The following is a 16,969-nucleotide window of genomic DNA, read 5'->3' on the forward strand; positions in this document are numbered from 1 at the left end:
CCGGGCTCAGCGCACGACGCTGGGTGACCACGCATGGGCGATGAACAGGCCCGGCTGCGATCCGGGATCGGTTCCGAGCTTCCAGATGTTGCTGTCCCCCGCCGCAGCGTCATCTGCCAGGCCGTAGAGCAGGTTCTGGTTGTCCAGCCACTCGATCTGGTCGTCCACGCTGCGCTTCTCTGACAAGACCGTTTCCTGTCCCGTGGCGAGGTCAAGCACAGCGACCTTCCAATGGGCAGCCAGCGCGCCGCCGTCGTTCTTCTTGTAGGCGATGCGGGTGCCGTCCGGCGAGATGGACGGGCACTCCACATTGTCGTGGACAGCTGTCAGAGTCTTCTTTGACAGGCTCCCTTTCACCAGCCAAATGCGCCCTGAGGACGCGGCGGTGGCATAGAAGGCGTCACTGTTGCCCGGCACGAATGTTACTCCCCAAATATTCCGGTCCGTTGCCAGCAACCGCTCGCCGTTCACCATCAAAGCGAAATCCTCCAGGTTCCCGGAAGTCCCACCCGGAAGGCTGATCTCGGTAGCCGTGGAGAACCCTGCCGTGGCGTACGAGTGCCCTGACACGAACACCGTGGTGGCAATCATGGAACCGTCCGGACTGATCCGAGTCCGGCTGGGTATGCCCGGGACGGGCCATGACCGCTGGGGTTGCCAGTCGCTGTTCAACACAACCGCTTCGAAAGCCGTCACCAGGCCCCGGTTTGTCTTGAGGCACACCACCGTTTCCGGAGTCCCGTACACGCGGTCGCACTCTGGTTCACTGACCGCCCGAGTCCCCCCGGGAGCGGACAGAGGCACTGTTGCCGCGTTGCCATAGCCTTGGCCCGACGCCGTGTTCCGGAAAAGCACGAACGGCACCTTCGGAAGCCCCTGGCCAGCGGAGACACCTACGGAAGACGCAGAGGCCCGGCTCTCCTCGAAACGCTGGTAGGCGCCAACCGCGTAGATCCCGGCTGCCACCAGGACGAGGGCTGTGACGGCGAGCAGGATGGCCCACCGGGCCTTTCCCGCAATCAACGTTCCGCTCATGCCCCGCCATTCGTATCCTGGCCGGCCGCAACCTTGGCTGCTCGCAGGATGAAGGCGACAGCCACCACGGCGCACGCCAACAACGCGGCCGCCACGAGCATGGCCGTCGGCGCGCCCACGGCGTACCACAGGACGCCAAAGCCCGCAGAGGCGGTCATCCTGCTCAGCGCCACCACCGTCTGGGCCGAAGCAATTCCGGTGGCAAGCTTCCCCGGCGGTGTCAGTTGGCTGGCCAAGGCGGCCAGGACGCCGTCAGTGGCAGCGTAGAAAGCGCCCAGCAGGATGAGGCAGCCCGTGGTCGCCCACAGGCCCCCAAATGGTGCAGCGGCCAGGAGGTAGGTGGCGAGCAGCGCGATGTGGCCACCCACGAACACCGGGACCTTGCCCACCCGGTCAGCCAAACGACCCAGAGGAATCGCCAGCGCCAGGAACACCACATTGGTGCCCACGAACAGCAAGGGAAACCACTGAACGGCGAAAGAATCCCTCGCCTGCAGCACCAGGTAGATGAAGCCGTCGCCTATGGTCACCAAGCCCAAGAAGCCGGCGGCGATCAGCAGCTTACCCAGGCCAGGTTCCTTCAAGTGGCTCCAGGAGAAAGCGAAAAGTCGTCGGTTCCCACCGGCCTCGGAACTTTTCAGGCCGTGGGCCCGAATGTCCGGCACCACCAAGGCCAGGACAGCCACACCGATCACCGCGAAGGCGAGCGAAACCACAAACACTGTGCTGAACCCGTTGGGAATCATCAACAGGACGAAGAAGGCAATCAACGGCCCTGCCGCAGCCCCAATGTTGTCCAACATTCTGTGGACGCCAAATGATCGGGCCAAATGTTCGGGCTGGGCAGAGACCGAGATGAGGGCGTCCCGTGGTGCTGTGCGGATGCCCTTGCCGATCCTGTCACCGGTCACGATGGCCGCGATAGCCCAAAATCCTCCCGCGAACAGGAAACCGATCCTGGCAAGCATGGACAGACCGTAGCCCGCCAGCGCAATCCGCTTAGGGTGGCCGGTGCGGTCCGCAGCCCAGCCGGCAGCAATCCTGACGATCGCACTGGCGCCCTGGTTGATGCCGTCAATGAACCCAAAGGCGATGGTGGACAGTCCCAGGAAACCTGTCACGTACAGCGGAAGAATCGCCGTGACCGATTCCGAGGAAACATCCGTCACCATGCTCACGATTCCCAGCCACAGGATGACGGGCGACAAACGGAACGGCACTTCGCTTGCTAGTGCCGTTTGCGCCCCCAGGGACTTGTCCCGTTTTCCGCCGCCGCGGTCTGAGAGTGAGATGTACACCGTTGCCCCTAGTCCGCCGTCGTGTGCAGGCTGCCCAAAAGCTGGAAGCGCGAGGCGCCGGTCCCTGTCGTCGAGACGGAAACAGTCACAGTGTCCGTACCACGAACGAACCGTTCAGCTACTGCGCCTTCCGCGGCGGGGGCGGTCTCGGACCAAAATCCGTGGGATACCAGCGATTGCCGGAAGGACCCCAACACCTCGGACTGCGGCTTGGCGATGATTCCGTCCGCAGATACCTGGAGGACGTTGCCGGAGGTGGACACCGACGTTGAGCCAATGGTGGTCCCGGGCGGTAAGGACACAATGTCGGCGGGCCAGCCGTCCACCATCTCTCCGGAGGCCGTACCGGCCTGGGGCAGGTCGCCGGTGATGAGCGGCGCAGGGGGTGCGGGTTCCGGCAGGCCTGTAGGCGTGGCTGTTACGGGCGGGAGGACTTCGAGCGGTTTGGCGGTGGACGGGCCGCCGTTTCCGTTCTCGCCGCTGCCGCCTTCAAGGCCCGACGACGGACTGCCGGGCGTTGGAGCACCGGCGCCGCTGGGGGTAGCACTGCCCGACGCGGGAGCGCTCGAGGAACTGCTGGGCCCGGAGGACGACGAACTCTGGGCGGAGGTGTTGCCTGGTCTTCCCGCCATCTGGTCAAGGACTATTGCCGCGGCGACGATGAGCACGGCGAGGCAGATGCCTGCAATGACCAGCCGCCGCGCTATCATGTCAGTCCTGGACCGGCGACCGGCTGGCCGGCGGTCGCTTCCGGAAGGACCACAGTGAGATCTGACGCCACCCACGATGTGGTGGCGTTAGCCCTTCCGATGGCGATTCGAAGCGCCGAGCGTTTCATGGGGACAGTCTGCCATTGCGATCGTGAATCCGGAACAGTTTTGGCGCTACCAACGTCCATTCCGCGGCCGTGGCTGGCACACGGGGCAGGTATAGGAGGAACGGTTCATGAACTGTTCCCGTTTAATGATGCTGTGCAGGCCCACCGCTTCGCAGCGTCCGCAGAGTTCGCCTGCTCGTCCATAGGCATTAAGCGAGCGGGCGAAGTACCCGGAGTCGCCGTTGACGTTCACGTAGAGGGAATCGAAACTGGTCCCCCCGGCAGCCAGCGCAGCATTCATGACATCCTTTGCAGACTCCACGAGCCGCTCTGCATCGGCACGGCGCAAGGTGTCTGTCGCCCTGGCATAGTGGAGGCGTGCCCTCCACAAGGCCTCGTCAGCATAGATGTTGCCGATGCCGGAAATGACCCCTTGGTCCAGGAGAGCCCGCTTAAGGCCTGTTTTCCGGTTCTTGACCTTCCGGTAAAACGCGTCGAAGGAGAAGAAGGGGTCCAGCGGATCCCGGGCAATATGGGAGGCCTCTTCTGCGATCTCCGGCAGGGGCGTTTCGCCTAAGCCGCCAGGGCCGCCGTCGGCAGTGGGCACCAAGGACGTGACAAAGAGACCACCGAAGATGCGTTGGTCCACGAATCGCAGCTGCTCCGGCATACCGTCCGCGGGGCTGAGGCTGATTCTGACCTTCAGGTGCTTCTCGTCCGGCGCTGCGGGGTCTTGCATCAGCAGCTGGCCGCTCATGCCCAAATGTGCCATGAGTGCAACATTGGGCAATTCCCCGGCACGGGTTTTGGTCTCGAAGGGAGCGGCCATAGCCAGTGGCATCCACAGGAACTTGCCTCGACGGACAACGTCCAGCACTGTGGCGTGCTCGAGGTTCCCAACGAAGTCTTCTGTTCCGAGGACATGGCGTCGGATGGAGCGTGGATCCAGGACGTCCACGCCGGTGATGGTCCGGCCACGGACCCAACGCGCCAGGCCACGGCGGACCACTTCTACCTCGGGAAGCTCAGGCATGGATCAAGCGGATGCCGGACCAGTCGGGGTGGTATCCAACGCAGTCAGGGCACGCCAGGCATCAGCGGCAGCTTCCTGTTCCGCTTCCTTCTTGGAGTGTCCCGAGCCGCGGCCGTAAGGGGTGCCGCCGATGTTCAGCACTGCTTCGAAAGTGCGGGCATGGTCCGGCCCTGAGCCTTCCACTGCATAGTGGATGGCTCCCAGCTGGCGGCTGGCCGTCAGTTCCTGGATGCTCGTCTTCCAGTCAGTCCCGGCTCCGAGGGCGCCTGCGTCCTTCAGGAGCGGGCCCACCAGGCGCATGACCAGTTGGCGTGCGGTCTCGATGTCGTTTGACAGATAAGTGGCACCAATCAGCGCTTCCATGGTGTCAGCCAAAATGGAGGCTTTGTTCTTGCCGTCGGTGAGCTTCTCGCCTTGCCCGAGGTAAATGAACTCGCCGACGCCGATCTCGCGTCCGATTCCGGCCAGGGCGCGCGTACTGACGACGGCGGAACGCCGCTTGGCGAGTTCACCTTCAGGCAGCGAGGGGTTCTCACGGTAAAGAGAATCGGTGACGGAGAATCCCAGGATGGAGTCGCCGAGGAACTCAAGGCGCTCGTTGGTGGGAATCCCGCCGTTCTCATACGCGTATGAGCGATGTGTGAGAGCAAGACGAAGCGTCTCGGTGTCAATGGAGACACCGAGACGCTTCAGAAGCTCTTCAGTTGAAGACATCCTTAGTCAGCCTGTACGGCAGATTAGGCGTCTGCGACCTTGCGGCCCTTGTATTCAAGGAACAGCGCGGTGCCGGCAGAGTCAGTGACGACCTTTGCCTGGTGCGGCAGGCTGTAGGTAACCTGACCGTTTTCGATGGTCTTGACCAAGTTGGGGGCAGTTGCCTTCCACTGGGCACGGCGGGCGCGTGTATTTGCGCGAGACATTTTCCGCTTGGGAACAGCCACGGCTATCTCATTTCTCTCTTAGACGAACACTTACTAATCGGTTTGCCGGTCAGTCTTAGCCAGATCAGCTAGGGCAGCCCAGCGAGGGTCAATGACCTCGTGGTGGTGCCCCGGCTCGTCTTCCAGGCGCGCTCCGCATTCGGAGCACAGACCCTGGCAGTCTTCCCGGCACACCGGCTGGAACGGCAGCATAGTGACAACTGCGTCCCGCAACACCGGCTCAAGATCGATTAGATCGTACTCGACTCGACGTTGCTCTTCATCGTCTTCTTCGCCCGAAAGCTCAACGCCTTCGTAGAAGAAAAGTTCTTGCACATTGACCTCAAGGTCATACGCAAGGGGATCCAGGCATCGCCCGCATTCGCCTGTTACTTCGACGATTGCGGATCCGGATACCAGAATTCCTTCGTGTACGGCCTCAAGACGAAGATCCAGCTCGATGTCCGAGCCTTCCTTTACGCCAATGAGCGCCACACCAAGGTCACTTGGCGCAGGTACATGCTCGTTGAGTGTCCGCATGGTCCCTGGACTACGTCCAAGGTCCTTGACTACCAGCGCCAAGGGCGAACTTGCATCTCGCTTAATGAGAACTCCTGTAGAACATATGACCGACGTACCATCTTAGCCTGATCACGCTTGAGGACTCAAACCGACGCCGGGCGCGCGTAGATACACGGTGGGGTTTCGGCTTGGGACTCTGCATAAAGGCGCAAGGTACCTGTCAAGCCTACCCCTTACGGGACCCTTCGGTTGGCGGCTCGCCCGCGAGGAGCCTCTTCAGGACCGATTTGGGGACGAAATCGGAGATATCTCCGCCCAGGACATTGACCTCTTTGATCAAGGTGGAGGAAAGGTGCACGTAGTGCGCTTCCGCCGGAAGGAACACGGTTTCGACGCCGGTCAACTGACGGTTCATGGTGGCCATTGGCAGTTCGTAGTCAAAGTCCGACGACGAGCGGAGGCCCTTGACGATCGCCGAGACGCCGCGGTGGCGGCAGTACTCGGCAAGCAGCCCTTCACCCATAGGCTCCACGATGATGCCGCGCAGGGAGGCCAAGGTTTCGCGAGCCATCTCCATACGGTCCTCGAGGCTGAACCGGTACTTCTTGGCGTAATTGGTGGACACGGCCACGATGACTTCGTCGAACAGGCCGGCGGCCCGGGCGATGACTTCGAGATGTCCGTTGTGGATGGGGTCAAAGGATCCAGGGCATACCGCGCGTCTCATGAGTCGAACCTACCCCATAGCTTTGCCGGGATACCATGGCTCACATGTCATCCGCAGGCCGCAGCCCCTCCACTGAAACCAGCATCGCCGCACCATGGCAACGGGCGGCCCTCGGAGCCAATCTGTTGTCGCCCGACGGCGAATTGGGTGTGACCATCTTCGAGGAGATGACCACCCTGGCGATCTCCACGGGTGCCATCAACCTGGGTCAAGGGTTTCCGGATGAAGACGGCCCCGCCGAGATCAAGGCGGCCGCCCAGGACGCCATCGCGGCAGGGGCCAACCAATACGCCCCCGGCAAGGGAATCCCCGCGCTGAGGGAAGCGGTGGCCGCACACCAGCAGCGATTCTATGGACTGGCTCCTCACCCGGACACTGAAATCCTGATCACCACGGGCGCAACAGAAGCCATCGCAGCCACGCTGCTCGCCTTGGTCCAACCCGGAGACGAAGTCCTGACCTTTGAGCCCTTCTATGACTCCTACGGAGCCATCATTGGCATGGCCGGAGCCAGGCACGTTACTGCTCCCCTGCTCGCCCCGGATTTCCTGCCGGACCTTGCAGCATTGGAGGACGCCTTCAGCAACCGCACCAAGGTTGTCCTCCTGAACAATCCGCACAATCCCACCGGCGCCGTGTTCCCGGAGCACGTCCTGGCGAAGATCGTGGAACTCGCTGCAAAGTACGGCGCCGTGATCGTCAGCGACGAAGTGTATGAGCACCTGACATTCGGCGTACCGCACATCCCGATCACTTCCCTACCGGGCGCTGCCGAACGCACCATCACGATCTCTTCCGCCGGAAAGACGTTTTCCTTCACGGGCTGGAAAATCGGCTGGCTCAGCGGGCCTGAACACTTGGTTGCCGCCGTACGCACCGTGAAGCAATTCCTGACGTACAGTTCGGGCACGCCCTTCCAGAGCGCCATTGCGGTGGGGCTCGCACTTCCCGATGAGTTCTATACCGGCATCGCCCAAACCCTCCGCCACAAGCGCGATATCCTTGCCGAAGGCCTGCGTGCTGCCGGTTTCGGGGTCTACAACCCGAGGGGCACCTACTTCATCAACGTCGACACCGCGCCCCTGGGCATCCGCGACTCAGTCGACCTCGCCCGGCGGCTGCCGGGACTCGTTGGAGTGGCAGCCATCCCCGTGCCCGTCTTCTGCCACCCTGAGGGAGCCGAACGGACGCGCAGCTTGCTGCGTTTTGCCTTCTGCAAAAAGATTGATGTCCTGGAAGAAGCCGCCGCACGCCTCGCTACACTCAAGGACCGACTCTGAACCCCCCAGGCTCCGGCCACCATGCCACCCGTTTCCTCCGGACTACCGGGCAGCACGCCAGCATCGACGCGGACTCGCTCATCGAGGGGAGCTTCATCCTCAGTATTGGCGGAGCCGAGCAGTCGCACGTGAACCTGGCTGATCCCGCGGAGATCTTCTATGAGTACTTGCGAAGGATCGGGCATGTAGTGGACCTTGCGGCAGAACCGGGCAAACCCCTGAGGGCCCTGCACCTCGGGGCCGGGGCACTGACGCTTGCGCGTTACATCCAAGCCACACGTCCGGGATCGGAACAATACGCCGTTGAACTTGAACGCGAGCTCCTGGACTTCGTCCTCCACAATCTGCCCATGCCGACGGGCACCACATTGACCACGCACATCGGCGACGCCCGCGACGCCTTGGCCGACCTACCGGCACAAGTGATGTTCGACGTCGTGATCCTCGATATCTTCTCCGGGCCGGAGGCTCCGGCCCACATCGCATGCAGGGAGTTCTACGAGGAGGCGGCAGCGAGGCTGGGTCCTGATGGAGTCCTGATCGTCAACGTGGGCGATGAACCTGCGCTGACGCTCGTACGCAGCCAGGTTGCTGCGTTGCGTCAGGCGATGCCGGATGTCGCGGCCTTCGCGGAAACGGGAATGTTCGCGGGACGCTACCCGGGCAACATCATCCTGGTGGGCACCCGCACTGCGTGGCCCTCGGAGTGGACGGCTGAACTACTGGCCCGCGGCCCGCATCCGGCGGCGGTACTGACCGGCGTGGACCTGGACCCGATCACCGGTTAGGCAGCATCAACGACTACGCCGGTTCCGCGAACCACAGCTTGGTCTCGCCGTACTTTTTGTCAGCGAAACACTCCAAGGCCTCAGGCCATTCAGGTTCGGGGCTGCGGGAACTCCGCTCCACGACCACCACGGCGGCGTCGTCCAGATGCGGCGCCAACTTGGCGAGGACGGCACTGAGCGCTGGCTCATCCAGGGGATAAGGCGGATCCAGGAAGACCAGGTCCCACATGTCCTGGTTGCCCGCCCGCTCCAGGAAAGACTCCACTTTGGAGCGATGAACCGACACCCTCTTAGCTGAGAGGATTTGGTTCACCATGTCGGCATTTCGCTGGCAGATATCGCTGGCCTTGGCATCGAACTCCACCAGGTCCACACTCCGGGCACCCCGGCTGGCGCTCTCGACTCCCAGGGAGCCCGATCCCGCGTAAAGGTCCAGGACCCGCGCGTCTGCGATGACTGCCAAGGATTCCAGACGGGAAAAAAGCGCTTCTTTGACCCGATCGGTAGTGGGCCGTGTAGCTGTTCCGGGGACGCTGGTCAGCGGGTTACCGCCAGCGACTCCGGCGATGATACGGCTCACAGGTAGTCGTCCTTTGTGTGCAACCGTAGATCTCTATCCGCGTTCAAGGAACGCCTCCTTTTCAGGGTTCAAGTATTCGTCTATTGCGGCAGCCAGGGCCGGCTGGTGCTCCAGGGCAGGATCCTGGGACACCAGGCCTTGGGCGTCAGTACGTGCGCGCGCGATGATGTCCTCGTGCTCCAGAACGCGAAGCAACTTGAGCGTCGAGCGTCCGCCGGACTGGGAAGCACCCAGAATGTCGCCTTCCCTACGGAGCTTCAAGTCTTCCTGGGACAGCTCAAAACCGTCGGTGGTTGAAGCGACAGCCTCGAGCCGCCGCCGGCTGGGGTGCCCCGGCTCCAGCGTTGTTACCAGCAGGCAGGTGCCCGGCAATCCACCACGCCCCACCCGGCCACGCAACTGATGGAGCTGCGAAATTCCAAAGCGGTCGGCGTCCAAAATCACCATCAAGGTGGCGTTGTGGACATCCACTCCCACCTCGATCACGGTGGTGGAAACCAGCACCTTGGTCTGATTGGACGCGAACGAGGCCATGGTGTCGGACTTTAGTTGCGGGTCCTGACGGCCATGAAGCGGCGCCACGGGGACACCCGACAGGGAGGGCTCCTGGAGGAGGTTCTCGACGACGGCAGTCACCGATGCGAGCTCCCGCGCCCCACCTTCGTCAGCGAGGTCGGCGTCGGTTGGTTCCGCTTCCCCCGGACTGAAGTCACCGTCGTCGTCCGATCCGATCTTGGGGCACACCACATAGACCTGATGGCCCGACTCGACTTCTTCGCGGGACCGCTTCCAGATACGGTCCACCCAGCCGGGATTTTCAGCGAGCCCCACCACATGCGTGGAGATGGGTGCCCGTCCGGCGGGAAGCTCGTCAAGGATGGAGGTCTCAAGGTCGCCGAAGACTGTCATTGCCACCGTGCGCGGGATAGGGGTGGCTGTCATCACCAGCAAATGCGGCGGCCGCTGGGCCTTGGCCCGGAGGGCGTCACGCTGTTCCACGCCAAAACGGTGCTGCTCGTCCACCACAATCAGGCCAAGATCCTGGAAACTCGTTTTGTCGCTGAGCAAAGCATGCGTGCCTATGACGATTCCGGCATTTCCGGAGGCTGCATCCAGCATCGCCTGCTTGCGCGCCGCGGTGGGCATGGAACCCGTCAGCAGCGTCACCTGCACGGCTTCCTGTGCGCCGTCACCGCCAAGCATGCCCGCACCACCGAACATGTGGTCCCGAGCGAGCGGCCCAAGGGTCCGGCGGATCGAATCGAAATGCTGGGCGGCCAGGACTTCGGTGGGTGCCAGGAGGGCGGCTTGTCCACCGGCATCCACTACCTGCAACATGGCGCGGAGGGCAACAATGGTCTTTCCGGAACCTACTTCTCCCTGGAGCAGCCTGTTCATGGGATTGTCCCGGCCCAGTTCCTCAGCGAGGGTCTTTCCGACGGCGGATTGGCCGGCAGTCAGAGTGAACGGCAGGTTTTGATCGAACTTGCTGAGTAACCCCCCGTTGCGCGGCCGGCGGGCAGTAGCTTCCTCGGCCGCAAGCTGGGCACGACGGCGAGCCAGGGCAGTTTGCAGGACCAGGGCTTCCTGGTAGCGGAAGCGCTGCTGGGCCTGCTGCCAATCCTTGGCAACCTCCGGTGAGTGGATCAGCCTGTAAGCTTCGGCGACGCTGAGCAGCCCGTCCCGGCGGACAATGCTGGCTGGTAGAGGATCCTCCAAGGCATCCAGATCCAGGGTTTGGAGCAAGGCTGTGATGACTTTATGGATGGACCAACTGGTGAGCTTGGCCGTTGCCGGATAAACGGGAATGGGCATGGCGGCGAGCTTTTCGGGATCCACTGAGCCCTCAGCCTCAGGGTCCTCGTCCAGCAGCAGGAAATCCGGATTGGTCAGGCCGAGGGCTCCTCCGTAGCGGGTCACTTTGCCCGAGAACATGGCCCTGCGACCAGCGAGGAGTTCTGCTTTGGCCCGGAACCCGTTGAAGAAGCTCACCTTCAAAGTGCCGGGAACGCCGCTTCCGCCGGCCTCGTCGGTCACCACGACATCCGTGATGGAACCCCGCCGGGCCCGCATTTGGCGCGTGCTGTTGGACAGGACGCGTGCAATCAGCGTGACTTCTTCATCCAACGGGAGGTTGCTGATGGGTGTCAGTTCACCGCGGCTCAAATATCGGCGTGGGAAATAGTTCAGCAAAGCTCCGGCCGTTTTGAGGCCCAGATGCTTTTCGATGACAGCTGCCGACCGCTTGCCGATCCTGCGCTCGAGGGGCAGTTCCAGCTCAGTATTCATGCCGTGACTGGCCTGTAACGCTGGGATCGTCGATACCAGGGGAAGTTCTTTCCGTGGAAGCGCCGCTGGGTACGGCCAATTGGCTGACGGCGATATCCGTGGGTTCTCCCAGCGAACGTATCAGCGCGACGGCCGGCTCCGGGTCCGGGACGTGGACATGGACACGCCAACGGTAGCTGGCTTCCACTGTGGATTCGTCATCGTCATCCTGGCTTTGGGCGCCACCCACCTGGCTCATGATCACGGAATCGCCCATCTCGTCCAGCCGTTGGCGGAGGATGGCCGCGTTCAAGGGCGACAGGCTGATGGTGCACATGACTTCCACTCCGTCGTCGGCAGGCATGTGCTCATGAATATGGGGATCCTGCAGCTTGTAGCCGTGCAGGCCATCCAGGAGTTCGTCTTGGAGTTCCTCTCCCAGGACGGCCGAGCGAAGGCAGTCAAGCACCAGCAGCATGCCCACGCCACCTGCATCCACAACGTGCGCTTCATGAAGTTGGGCGAGTTCATCCTCTGTGCGTACCACGGCTTGGTAGGCGGCTTCCACCACGGCGTCCAGCGAGAGGCCCAGCGCATGGTTGCTGTCGTCTCCGCTCTGGGCTGCGTCCACAGCCTGGGCCGCGTGCGCAGCCGCTTCCAGGACGGAGAGCATGGTTCCGGCTACTGGTTCACTCAGCGCAGACCAAGCCCGGATCTGGGCCCTGTTCAGTGCGGTGGCAAGCAGTGGGGCGCTCAGGCGGGACTTGCCGGCCAACGGCTCCGCGGCAGCACACAGAAAAACGGCGAACAGGGTGCCCGAGTTACCTCGTGCTTGCTCCATGGCCGCTTGCCCGGCGCGGGACAGCAGGCCGCCTACGTCATTGCCGGTTTCGGCAGTCTCGGGCGAAGCCCCGCCCAGGGCGGCAACCGCTGCCCGAACGGTGAGGTACAGGTTGGTGCCGGTATCGCCGTCAGCGACGGGGAAAATGTTGATCGCGTTGAGGCGGTCGCTATGGTTCCCGAGGACCACCTCTGCCTTGCCGAGCCAACGCTTCATGGCGTGCGCATTCGCGGCGATCTTAGTCTGCAAAGTGATCCCATCCAACGGTGTCAGCAGCTTGCCCGGCAATCCGGACGCCGCTGCCTGGCGGCTCGACAACGGCTTGAACTGAGCCTATCGCAGTGAAGCCCTGCGGCAGCTGAATTCCTGCTGGGAAGGTGGCAAGCAGTCCGTGGTCCTCTCCCCCACCAAGCACCCACGGCATGGCGTCCACGCCCAGCCGTGCGGCCGCCGGTTCCAGCGGAAGAGCGTGAACCTTCAGTGCCACGGGATCGAAATCCAGGACCACATCGCTTGCCCCGGCAAGTCGGCTGGCATCGCGAAGCAGGCCATCGGAAATATCCAGCATCGCAGTGGCACCCACACGCGCGGCCGCAGGGCCCGCCGCCAGTGGAGGAACAGGCCGGCATTGGCTTTCCACCAAGCCCCTCAGCTCGCTGCTGAGGCTGTCCATCCGAATATCGCTTTCCAACAGGGCCCAGCCGGCCGCCGCCCGGCCCAGCGTCCCTGCCACCGCTATGGTGTCGCCGGGTTTCGCCCCGGAACGCAGCACAGGTGCCAACCCGTCAAGGGTTCCGACGACGGCGACCGTCACCGCGAGCTCACGACCCCTGCCGAGATCTCCCCCGGCTACTGAACAGTCCGGGGCGCCCAGGGCAATGATGGCCGCTGTGAGGCCGTCAGCGAACGCTTCGACCCACTCCACAGGTGTAACGGGCGGCATGGTCAGGCTGACGACAAGGGACGTAGCGCTGCCGCCCATGGCATTGATGTCACTGAGGTTCTGAGCAGCGGCTTTCCAGCCAACGTCATAGCCACTGGTCTGGTAGCCGTTGTTCCAGTCCAACCTGAAGTCCTGGTCCTGGGTCTGGGTGTCGATGGAGATCAGCGTCCGGCCATCGGGCGCTGCGATCAGGGCCGCGTCATCGCCGGGCCCCAGCAGGACGCCGGGGCTGTGGTTCAGGCGCGGAAAGATCCGGGCGAGGAGCTCGGACTCCGAAAGGTCTTGGACAGTCAACTGTTCTGCGGGCACGGCTCTACGCTATCGCGATCCACCGACAGGATAATGCCGCGTTCCATCGGCTGGGCCTTGGCGGGAATGTGACCGGGGCTACGCGAATCTGCCCGGGAGCGCATGCGGGATAGGCTGGATGGATGCACCGAAAGACCCTCCGCCGGACTGCTCTGGCCGTTTCCATGGCTGCCGCATCCGTCCTCGTATTGTCGGCTTGCTCCCCAGCTGTAGACGTCACGGCCGCGGCGGACGCCGCGAATCCTGCCTGTGCCCCCATGATGGTGGCCCTGCCGGATCAGATCGGCGACGCCGCCCTCCGCAAGACCAACAGCCAGGCGACAGCCGCCTGGGGCGATCCATCCCAGGTCATCCTCCGTTGCGGCGTTAATGTTCCCGGACCCACCACTGACCGCTGCGTGAGCGTCAATGACATCGACTGGGTCATCAAGGAAGGCGACCCCGTCTACACCTTGACGACGTTCGGCCGCGAGCCGGCGACGGAAATCCTGATCGATCCGGTCAAGCTGGAGGCGGCCAACATCAGCTCGGCGACGGTCCTCACCGAGCTTGCAGCCGCGGTGGGCAAGATCAAGGCGACCGGCAAGTGTGTAGGCCAAGAAGACCTGCAAAACCTGCCAACCACGCAATAGTGCGTTAGCGCAGGCCCGTTTTTCGGGTCAGCGCCAAGTGGATCAGTTCATCGATCAGATCACCGTAAGCCAGTCCCGAGGCCGCCCACATCTGCGGGTACATGCTCTTGGGCGTGAAGCCAGGCATGGTGTTGATTTCGTTGATCACCAGGTCGCCGGCAGGCGTGTAGAAGAAGTCCACGCGGCTCAGGCCTTCTGCTCCCACGGCGTCGAAGGCCACAGCAGCCAGTTCCCGCACCCGGGCTATTGCTTCATCCGGCATGTCAGCCGGACAGCTCAATGCTGCGGCACCATCTTCCACGTACTTGGCGGCGAAATCATAGAACTGGTGCTCACCGGCCGCTACCGCGATTTCACCGGGCATTGAGGTGCGTGGTGCGTCTGTGCCACGCCCCTGAAGGACGGCACACTCAATCTCGCGGCCCACGATGCCCGCCTCGATGACCAGCTTGAGGTCATGGCGCCGGGCTTCCTCGATGGCAGCGTCCAGCCCTTCCAGCGAGTCCACCTTGGAAATTCCCATGGATGAACCGGCACGGGCCGGCTTGACGAACACCGGAAAGCCAAGCTTGTCCACACGCTTCCGGACGGCCTCGGCGTCAGTAACCCATTCGCGGTCCGTCACAGCGATGTACGGGCCAACGCTCAGTCCAGCGGATTCGAAGACTACCTTCATGAAGTGCTTGTCCATGCCGACTGCAGAGGCCAGCACTCCGGCGCCCACATATCGGGTGTCGGACAATTCGAGGAGGCCCTGAATGGTTCCGTCCTCGCCCCACGGCCCATGCAGCAGCGGGAAGACCACGTCCACGGAACCGAGTTCCTGGGGAACGGCGTTGGGCTCGGTGACGATCAATTGGTGTTCGCCACCCACCTCCGCCAGGGTGACGGTCCTGCCCGACGGCGCAACTTCAGGAAGCGCCGCAGAGCTCAAGGACCACTGGCTGGTGTCGCCCGAGGCCAAAACCCACTGCCCCGACTTGGCGATGCCAATGGGAATCACCTCGTACTTGTTCTTGTCGATGGCCCCCATGACGCCGGCCGCGGTGACACAGCTGACGGCGTGTTCACTGGAACGCCCGCCAAAGAGGATCGCAACCCGGGGACGGCTGCCTGCAACAGGAGTAGTTTCTTCAGTCACTATCAGTAGTCGCCTTCGGACTTCAGTGCCCGGGCCAGTAGTCGTGGCCCCAGGTCATCAACGGACATTCTGCCTTCAAGCACCGCAACAACGGCTGCTGTGATGGGCATTTCAACATTCAACTTGCCAGCGAGCTCATGCACGGCAGGGCCGGACTTGATGCCCTCGGCGGTCTGGGTCATGTTTTCGGCCACTTGTTCCAGGGTGAGTCCCTCGCCGAGCAACCGGCCCGCAGTGTGGTTTCGCGAGAGGGCGGAGGAGCAGGTGGCCACGAGGTCGCCGAGGCCAGCCAGGCCGGCCATGGTGTGGGCCTCCCCGCCGAGTGCCAAGGCCAGGCGCGAGGTCTCGGCGAGCCCACGGGTAATCACTGAGGCCTTGGTATTGTCCCCCATCTGGCGGCCTTCACAGATACCCACGGCAAGCGCGATCACGTTCTTGACGATCCCACCGATCTCCACCCCCACAACGTCGGTGCTGGTGTAAGGACGGAAATAGGGGGCAGTGCAGCACAGGGCTATGGCAGCCGCCGTGTCTGCATCGCGGCAGGCTACCACCGACGCCGTCGGTTGCTCCCGCGCAATTTCCATCGCGAGGTTGGGCCCGGACACAACGGCCACACGTGATTCAGGAAGACCCAGTTCCTGGGCGATGACTTCGCTCATCCTGGCGTCGGTGCCCAACTCAAGGCCCTTCATCAGGGACACCACCACAGCATCGGGTGCGAGCAAGGTTTTCCATTCACCCAGCTGCGGCCTCAAAGATTGGGCCGGCACGGCGAGGACCACCAAGCCGGCGTCCCTCAGCACCTCCGCCACGTCCATCGATGCCGTAACGGATACCGGAAGTTCGATGTCTTTCAGATATTGCTCATTGCGGTGCATGGAGTTGATCTGCTCCACGACTTCTGCGCGCCGTCCCCAGATCCGGATGCTGCGTTCGGCGCCGGAAGCTGCCGCCGCGTCGGCGAGGATCTTGGCAAAAGTAGTGCCCCACGATCCTGCTCCGAGGACAGCTACGGTCGCAGGAACAAAGCCTGGGTTTTCGAGCACCGTCACTTGCCGTCCTCCGGTTGCTGCGCATCAGGGGATGTCCCGTCAACGAAGCGGCCGTGCTTGGACTGTTTGTGCACGGCCGGGTCCCAGCGCTCAGCCGGTGCAGCTTCACCGCGAAGTGTCGCCAAGAGGTCTGTGATGGCGTCCATGATCACGTCCGTGGCCTCAGTCAACGTCGCCCGGTCCAGGGGTCGGTCAGCGAAGGCACTCAGGTCCACGGGCTCCCCGACAAGGACCCGGACCGTCTTACGCGGAAACACATGGAAGCGCTTGGCATACCGCGGGAAGACTTCATGCGCGCCCCAATGGGCCACAGGGACCACTGGCGCGCCCGTCTGCAGGGCCAGGCGGGCAGCTCCCGTGTGGCCTTTCATGGGCCAGAGGTCGGGATCCCTGGTGAGGGTTCCCTCCGGGTAGATGATGATGGCGCCACCGGCGTCCACCACCTCCTTGGCCACTTGCAGCGAGCGGTTCGCTCCCGCCGTCGAGCGTTCCACCGGAATCTGCTTGGTTGCGCGCAGCAGGGCTCCCAGGACGGGGACCTTGAAAAGACCCGCCTTCGCGAGGAAGTGCGGTGGCCGCTTCTGGTTGTACACCATGTGGCCTACCACCACAGGATCGATCTCTGTGCAGTGGTTGGGCACTGCGATGAAGCCACCGGCTGGAAGCTTCTCGATGCCCTCCCATTTCTTGTTCATCAGGAGGTTCATGAGTGGGCGCGCGAGGCCCGCCAACAGCACGAACGTGGCACGGCTCTTGGCCGATTCCTTCAAAGGATCCCCC

The 16,969-nt window shown here is 63.1% G+C and carries 19 protein-coding genes; 3 read left to right on the plus strand and 16 right to left on the minus strand.

The annotated features are described in order from the left end of the window. Positions 1-6 precede the first annotated feature (6 nt). The 9 genes from FQP90_RS09440 to coaD all read right to left on the minus strand — a co-directional run bounded on the left by FQP90_RS09440 (position 7) and on the right by coaD (position 6,352). Positions 7-1,035 (minus strand): TolB family protein, encoded by a 1,029-nt coding sequence (locus FQP90_RS09440; RefSeq protein WP_144649570.1) that lies wholly within the window; start codon positions 1,033-1,035, stop codon positions 7-9. Then, a complete protein-coding gene (locus FQP90_RS09445; RefSeq protein WP_439898641.1) occupies positions 1,032-2,333 on the minus strand; it encodes an MFS transporter in 1,302 nt (433 codons plus the stop codon). The genes FQP90_RS09440 and FQP90_RS09445 overlap by 4 nt, the downstream gene beginning before the upstream one ends. Before the next feature lie 8 nt (positions 2,334-2,341). After that, positions 2,342-3,043, minus strand: a complete 702-nt coding sequence (locus FQP90_RS09450) for a hypothetical protein (RefSeq protein ID WP_144649572.1) — start codon at positions 3,041-3,043, stop codon at positions 2,342-2,344. Beyond that, positions 3,040-3,171: a hypothetical protein gene (locus FQP90_RS23760; RefSeq protein ID WP_280115957.1), complete on the minus strand. Its 132-nt coding sequence runs from the start codon at positions 3,169-3,171 to the stop codon at positions 3,040-3,042. The genes FQP90_RS09450 and FQP90_RS23760 overlap by 4 nt, the downstream gene beginning before the upstream one ends. A 46-nt stretch (positions 3,172-3,217) precedes the next feature. Next, on the minus strand, positions 3,218-4,183 hold the full coding sequence (gene mutM / locus FQP90_RS09455) for a bifunctional DNA-formamidopyrimidine glycosylase/DNA-(apurinic or apyrimidinic site) lyase (protein ID WP_144649574.1): 966 nt from the start codon (positions 4,181-4,183) through the stop codon (positions 3,218-3,220). A gap of 3 nt (positions 4,184-4,186) precedes the next feature. Then, positions 4,187-4,897, minus strand: a complete 711-nt coding sequence (gene rnc, locus FQP90_RS09460) for a ribonuclease III (protein WP_144649576.1) — start codon at positions 4,895-4,897, stop codon at positions 4,187-4,189. Between the two features lie 23 nt (positions 4,898-4,920). Beyond that, positions 4,921-5,124, minus strand: coding sequence for a 50S ribosomal protein L32 (rpmF, locus tag FQP90_RS09465; RefSeq protein ID WP_011775139.1), 204 nt, complete (start codon positions 5,122-5,124; stop codon positions 4,921-4,923). A gap of 33 nt (positions 5,125-5,157) precedes the next feature. Beyond that, positions 5,158-5,685, minus strand: coding sequence for a YceD family protein (locus FQP90_RS09470; RefSeq protein WP_144649578.1), 528 nt, complete (start codon positions 5,683-5,685; stop codon positions 5,158-5,160). Between the two features lie 166 nt (positions 5,686-5,851). Then, positions 5,852-6,352: a pantetheine-phosphate adenylyltransferase gene (coaD, locus tag FQP90_RS09475; protein ID WP_144649580.1), complete on the minus strand. Its 501-nt coding sequence runs from the start codon at positions 6,350-6,352 to the stop codon at positions 5,852-5,854. Between the two features lie 35 nt (positions 6,353-6,387). Between coaD and FQP90_RS09480 the strand changes: the two genes are divergently transcribed. Together FQP90_RS09480 and FQP90_RS09485 are read left to right on the plus strand one after the other, a co-directional pair. Next, positions 6,388-7,632 (plus strand): aminotransferase class I/II-fold pyridoxal phosphate-dependent enzyme, encoded by a 1,245-nt coding sequence (locus tag FQP90_RS09480; RefSeq protein WP_144649582.1) that lies wholly within the window; start codon positions 6,388-6,390, stop codon positions 7,630-7,632. A gap of 128 nt (positions 7,633-7,760) precedes the next feature. Next, the gene (locus tag FQP90_RS09485; RefSeq protein ID WP_144649584.1) at positions 7,761-8,420 is read left to right on the plus strand and encodes a spermidine synthase; all 660 of its coding nucleotides are present in this window, start codon (positions 7,761-7,763) and stop codon (positions 8,418-8,420) included. A gap of 13 nt (positions 8,421-8,433) precedes the next feature. On the opposite strand, the gene rsmD is transcribed toward FQP90_RS09485, so the two are convergent. From rsmD to FQP90_RS09505, 4 genes are read right to left on the minus strand one after another with little or no spacing between them, the layout of a single operon-like run. Next, entirely contained in the window at positions 8,434-9,000 is a 567-nt protein-coding gene (gene rsmD, locus FQP90_RS09490) for a 16S rRNA (guanine(966)-N(2))-methyltransferase RsmD (RefSeq protein WP_144649585.1), read from the minus strand. Positions 9,001-9,033: 33 nt separating this feature from the next. Next, positions 9,034-11,289: an ATP-dependent DNA helicase RecG gene (locus tag FQP90_RS09495; protein ID WP_144649587.1), complete on the minus strand. Its 2,256-nt coding sequence runs from the start codon at positions 11,287-11,289 to the stop codon at positions 9,034-9,036. Then, positions 11,279-12,325, minus strand: coding sequence for a DAK2 domain-containing protein (locus tag FQP90_RS09500; protein ID WP_144650026.1), 1,047 nt, complete (start codon positions 12,323-12,325; stop codon positions 11,279-11,281). Before FQP90_RS09500 ends, FQP90_RS09495 begins: the two co-directional genes overlap by 11 nt. A 22-nt stretch (positions 12,326-12,347) precedes the next feature. After that, the gene (locus FQP90_RS09505) at positions 12,348-13,361 is read right to left on the minus strand and encodes a thiamine-phosphate kinase (protein ID WP_144649589.1); all 1,014 of its coding nucleotides are present in this window, start codon (positions 13,359-13,361) and stop codon (positions 12,348-12,350) included. Between the two features lie 122 nt (positions 13,362-13,483). Here FQP90_RS09505 and FQP90_RS09510 point away from each other — a divergent pair, with 122 nt between their 5' ends. Further along, positions 13,484-13,993, plus strand: coding sequence for a DUF3515 family protein (locus tag FQP90_RS09510; protein ID WP_144649591.1), 510 nt, complete (start codon positions 13,484-13,486; stop codon positions 13,991-13,993). Positions 13,994-13,997: 4 nt separating this feature from the next. Here the strand turns inward: FQP90_RS09510 and FQP90_RS09515 are convergent, their stop codons facing one another. From FQP90_RS09515 to FQP90_RS09525, 3 genes are read right to left on the minus strand one after another with little or no spacing between them, the layout of a single operon-like run. Then, entirely contained in the window at positions 13,998-15,137 is a 1,140-nt protein-coding gene (locus tag FQP90_RS09515; RefSeq protein ID WP_144649593.1) for a D-alanine--D-alanine ligase family protein, read from the minus strand. Further along, complete coding sequence (locus tag FQP90_RS09520; RefSeq protein ID WP_144649595.1) at positions 15,137-16,189, minus strand: NAD(P)H-dependent glycerol-3-phosphate dehydrogenase; 1,053 nt, start codon at positions 16,187-16,189, stop codon at positions 15,137-15,139. The genes FQP90_RS09515 and FQP90_RS09520 overlap by 1 nt, the downstream gene beginning before the upstream one ends. Then, the gene (locus FQP90_RS09525; protein WP_144649597.1) at positions 16,186-16,959 is read right to left on the minus strand and encodes a lysophospholipid acyltransferase family protein; all 774 of its coding nucleotides are present in this window, start codon (positions 16,957-16,959) and stop codon (positions 16,186-16,188) included. The genes FQP90_RS09520 and FQP90_RS09525 overlap by 4 nt, the downstream gene beginning before the upstream one ends. Between the last annotated feature and the right edge of the window lie 10 nt (positions 16,960-16,969).

Origin of the sequence: Paenarthrobacter nitroguajacolicus, from assembly GCF_007786235.1 — a bacterium.
GTDB lineage: Bacteria > Actinomycetota > Actinomycetes > Actinomycetales > Micrococcaceae > Arthrobacter > Arthrobacter nitroguajacolicus_A.

What these genes read in the sequence shown, in the direction of transcription:
- FQP90_RS09440 (WP_144649570.1), bottom strand. Translation starts at nt 1,035, where the DNA reads ATGAGCGGAACGTTGATTGCGGGAAAGGCCCGGTGGGCCATCCTGCTC.
- FQP90_RS09450 (WP_144649572.1), bottom strand. Translation starts at nt 3,043, where the DNA reads ATGATAGCGCGGCGGCTGGTCATTGCAGGCATCTGCCTCGCCGTGCTC.
- FQP90_RS23760 (WP_280115957.1), bottom strand. Translation starts at nt 3,171, where the DNA reads ATGAAACGCTCGGCGCTTCGAATCGCCATCGGAAGGGCTAACGCCACC.
- mutM (WP_144649574.1), bottom strand. Translation starts at nt 4,183, where the DNA reads ATGCCTGAGCTTCCCGAGGTAGAAGTGGTCCGCCGTGGCCTGGCGCGT.
- rnc (WP_144649576.1), bottom strand. Translation starts at nt 4,897, where the DNA reads ATGTCTTCAACTGAAGAGCTTCTGAAGCGTCTCGGTGTCTCCATTGAC.
- coaD (WP_144649580.1), bottom strand. Translation starts at nt 6,352, where the DNA reads ATGAGACGCGCGGTATGCCCTGGATCCTTTGACCCCATCCACAACGGA.
- FQP90_RS09480 (WP_144649582.1), top strand. Translation starts at nt 6,388, where the DNA reads ATGGCTCACATGTCATCCGCAGGCCGCAGCCCCTCCACTGAAACCAGC.
- FQP90_RS09495 (WP_144649587.1), bottom strand. Translation starts at nt 11,289, where the DNA reads ATGAATACTGAGCTGGAACTGCCCCTCGAGCGCAGGATCGGCAAGCGG.
- FQP90_RS09500 (WP_144650026.1), bottom strand. Translation starts at nt 12,325, where the DNA reads ATGAAGCGTTGGCTCGGCAAGGCAGAGGTGGTCCTCGGGAACCATAGC.
- FQP90_RS09510 (WP_144649591.1), top strand. Translation starts at nt 13,484, where the DNA reads ATGCACCGAAAGACCCTCCGCCGGACTGCTCTGGCCGTTTCCATGGCT.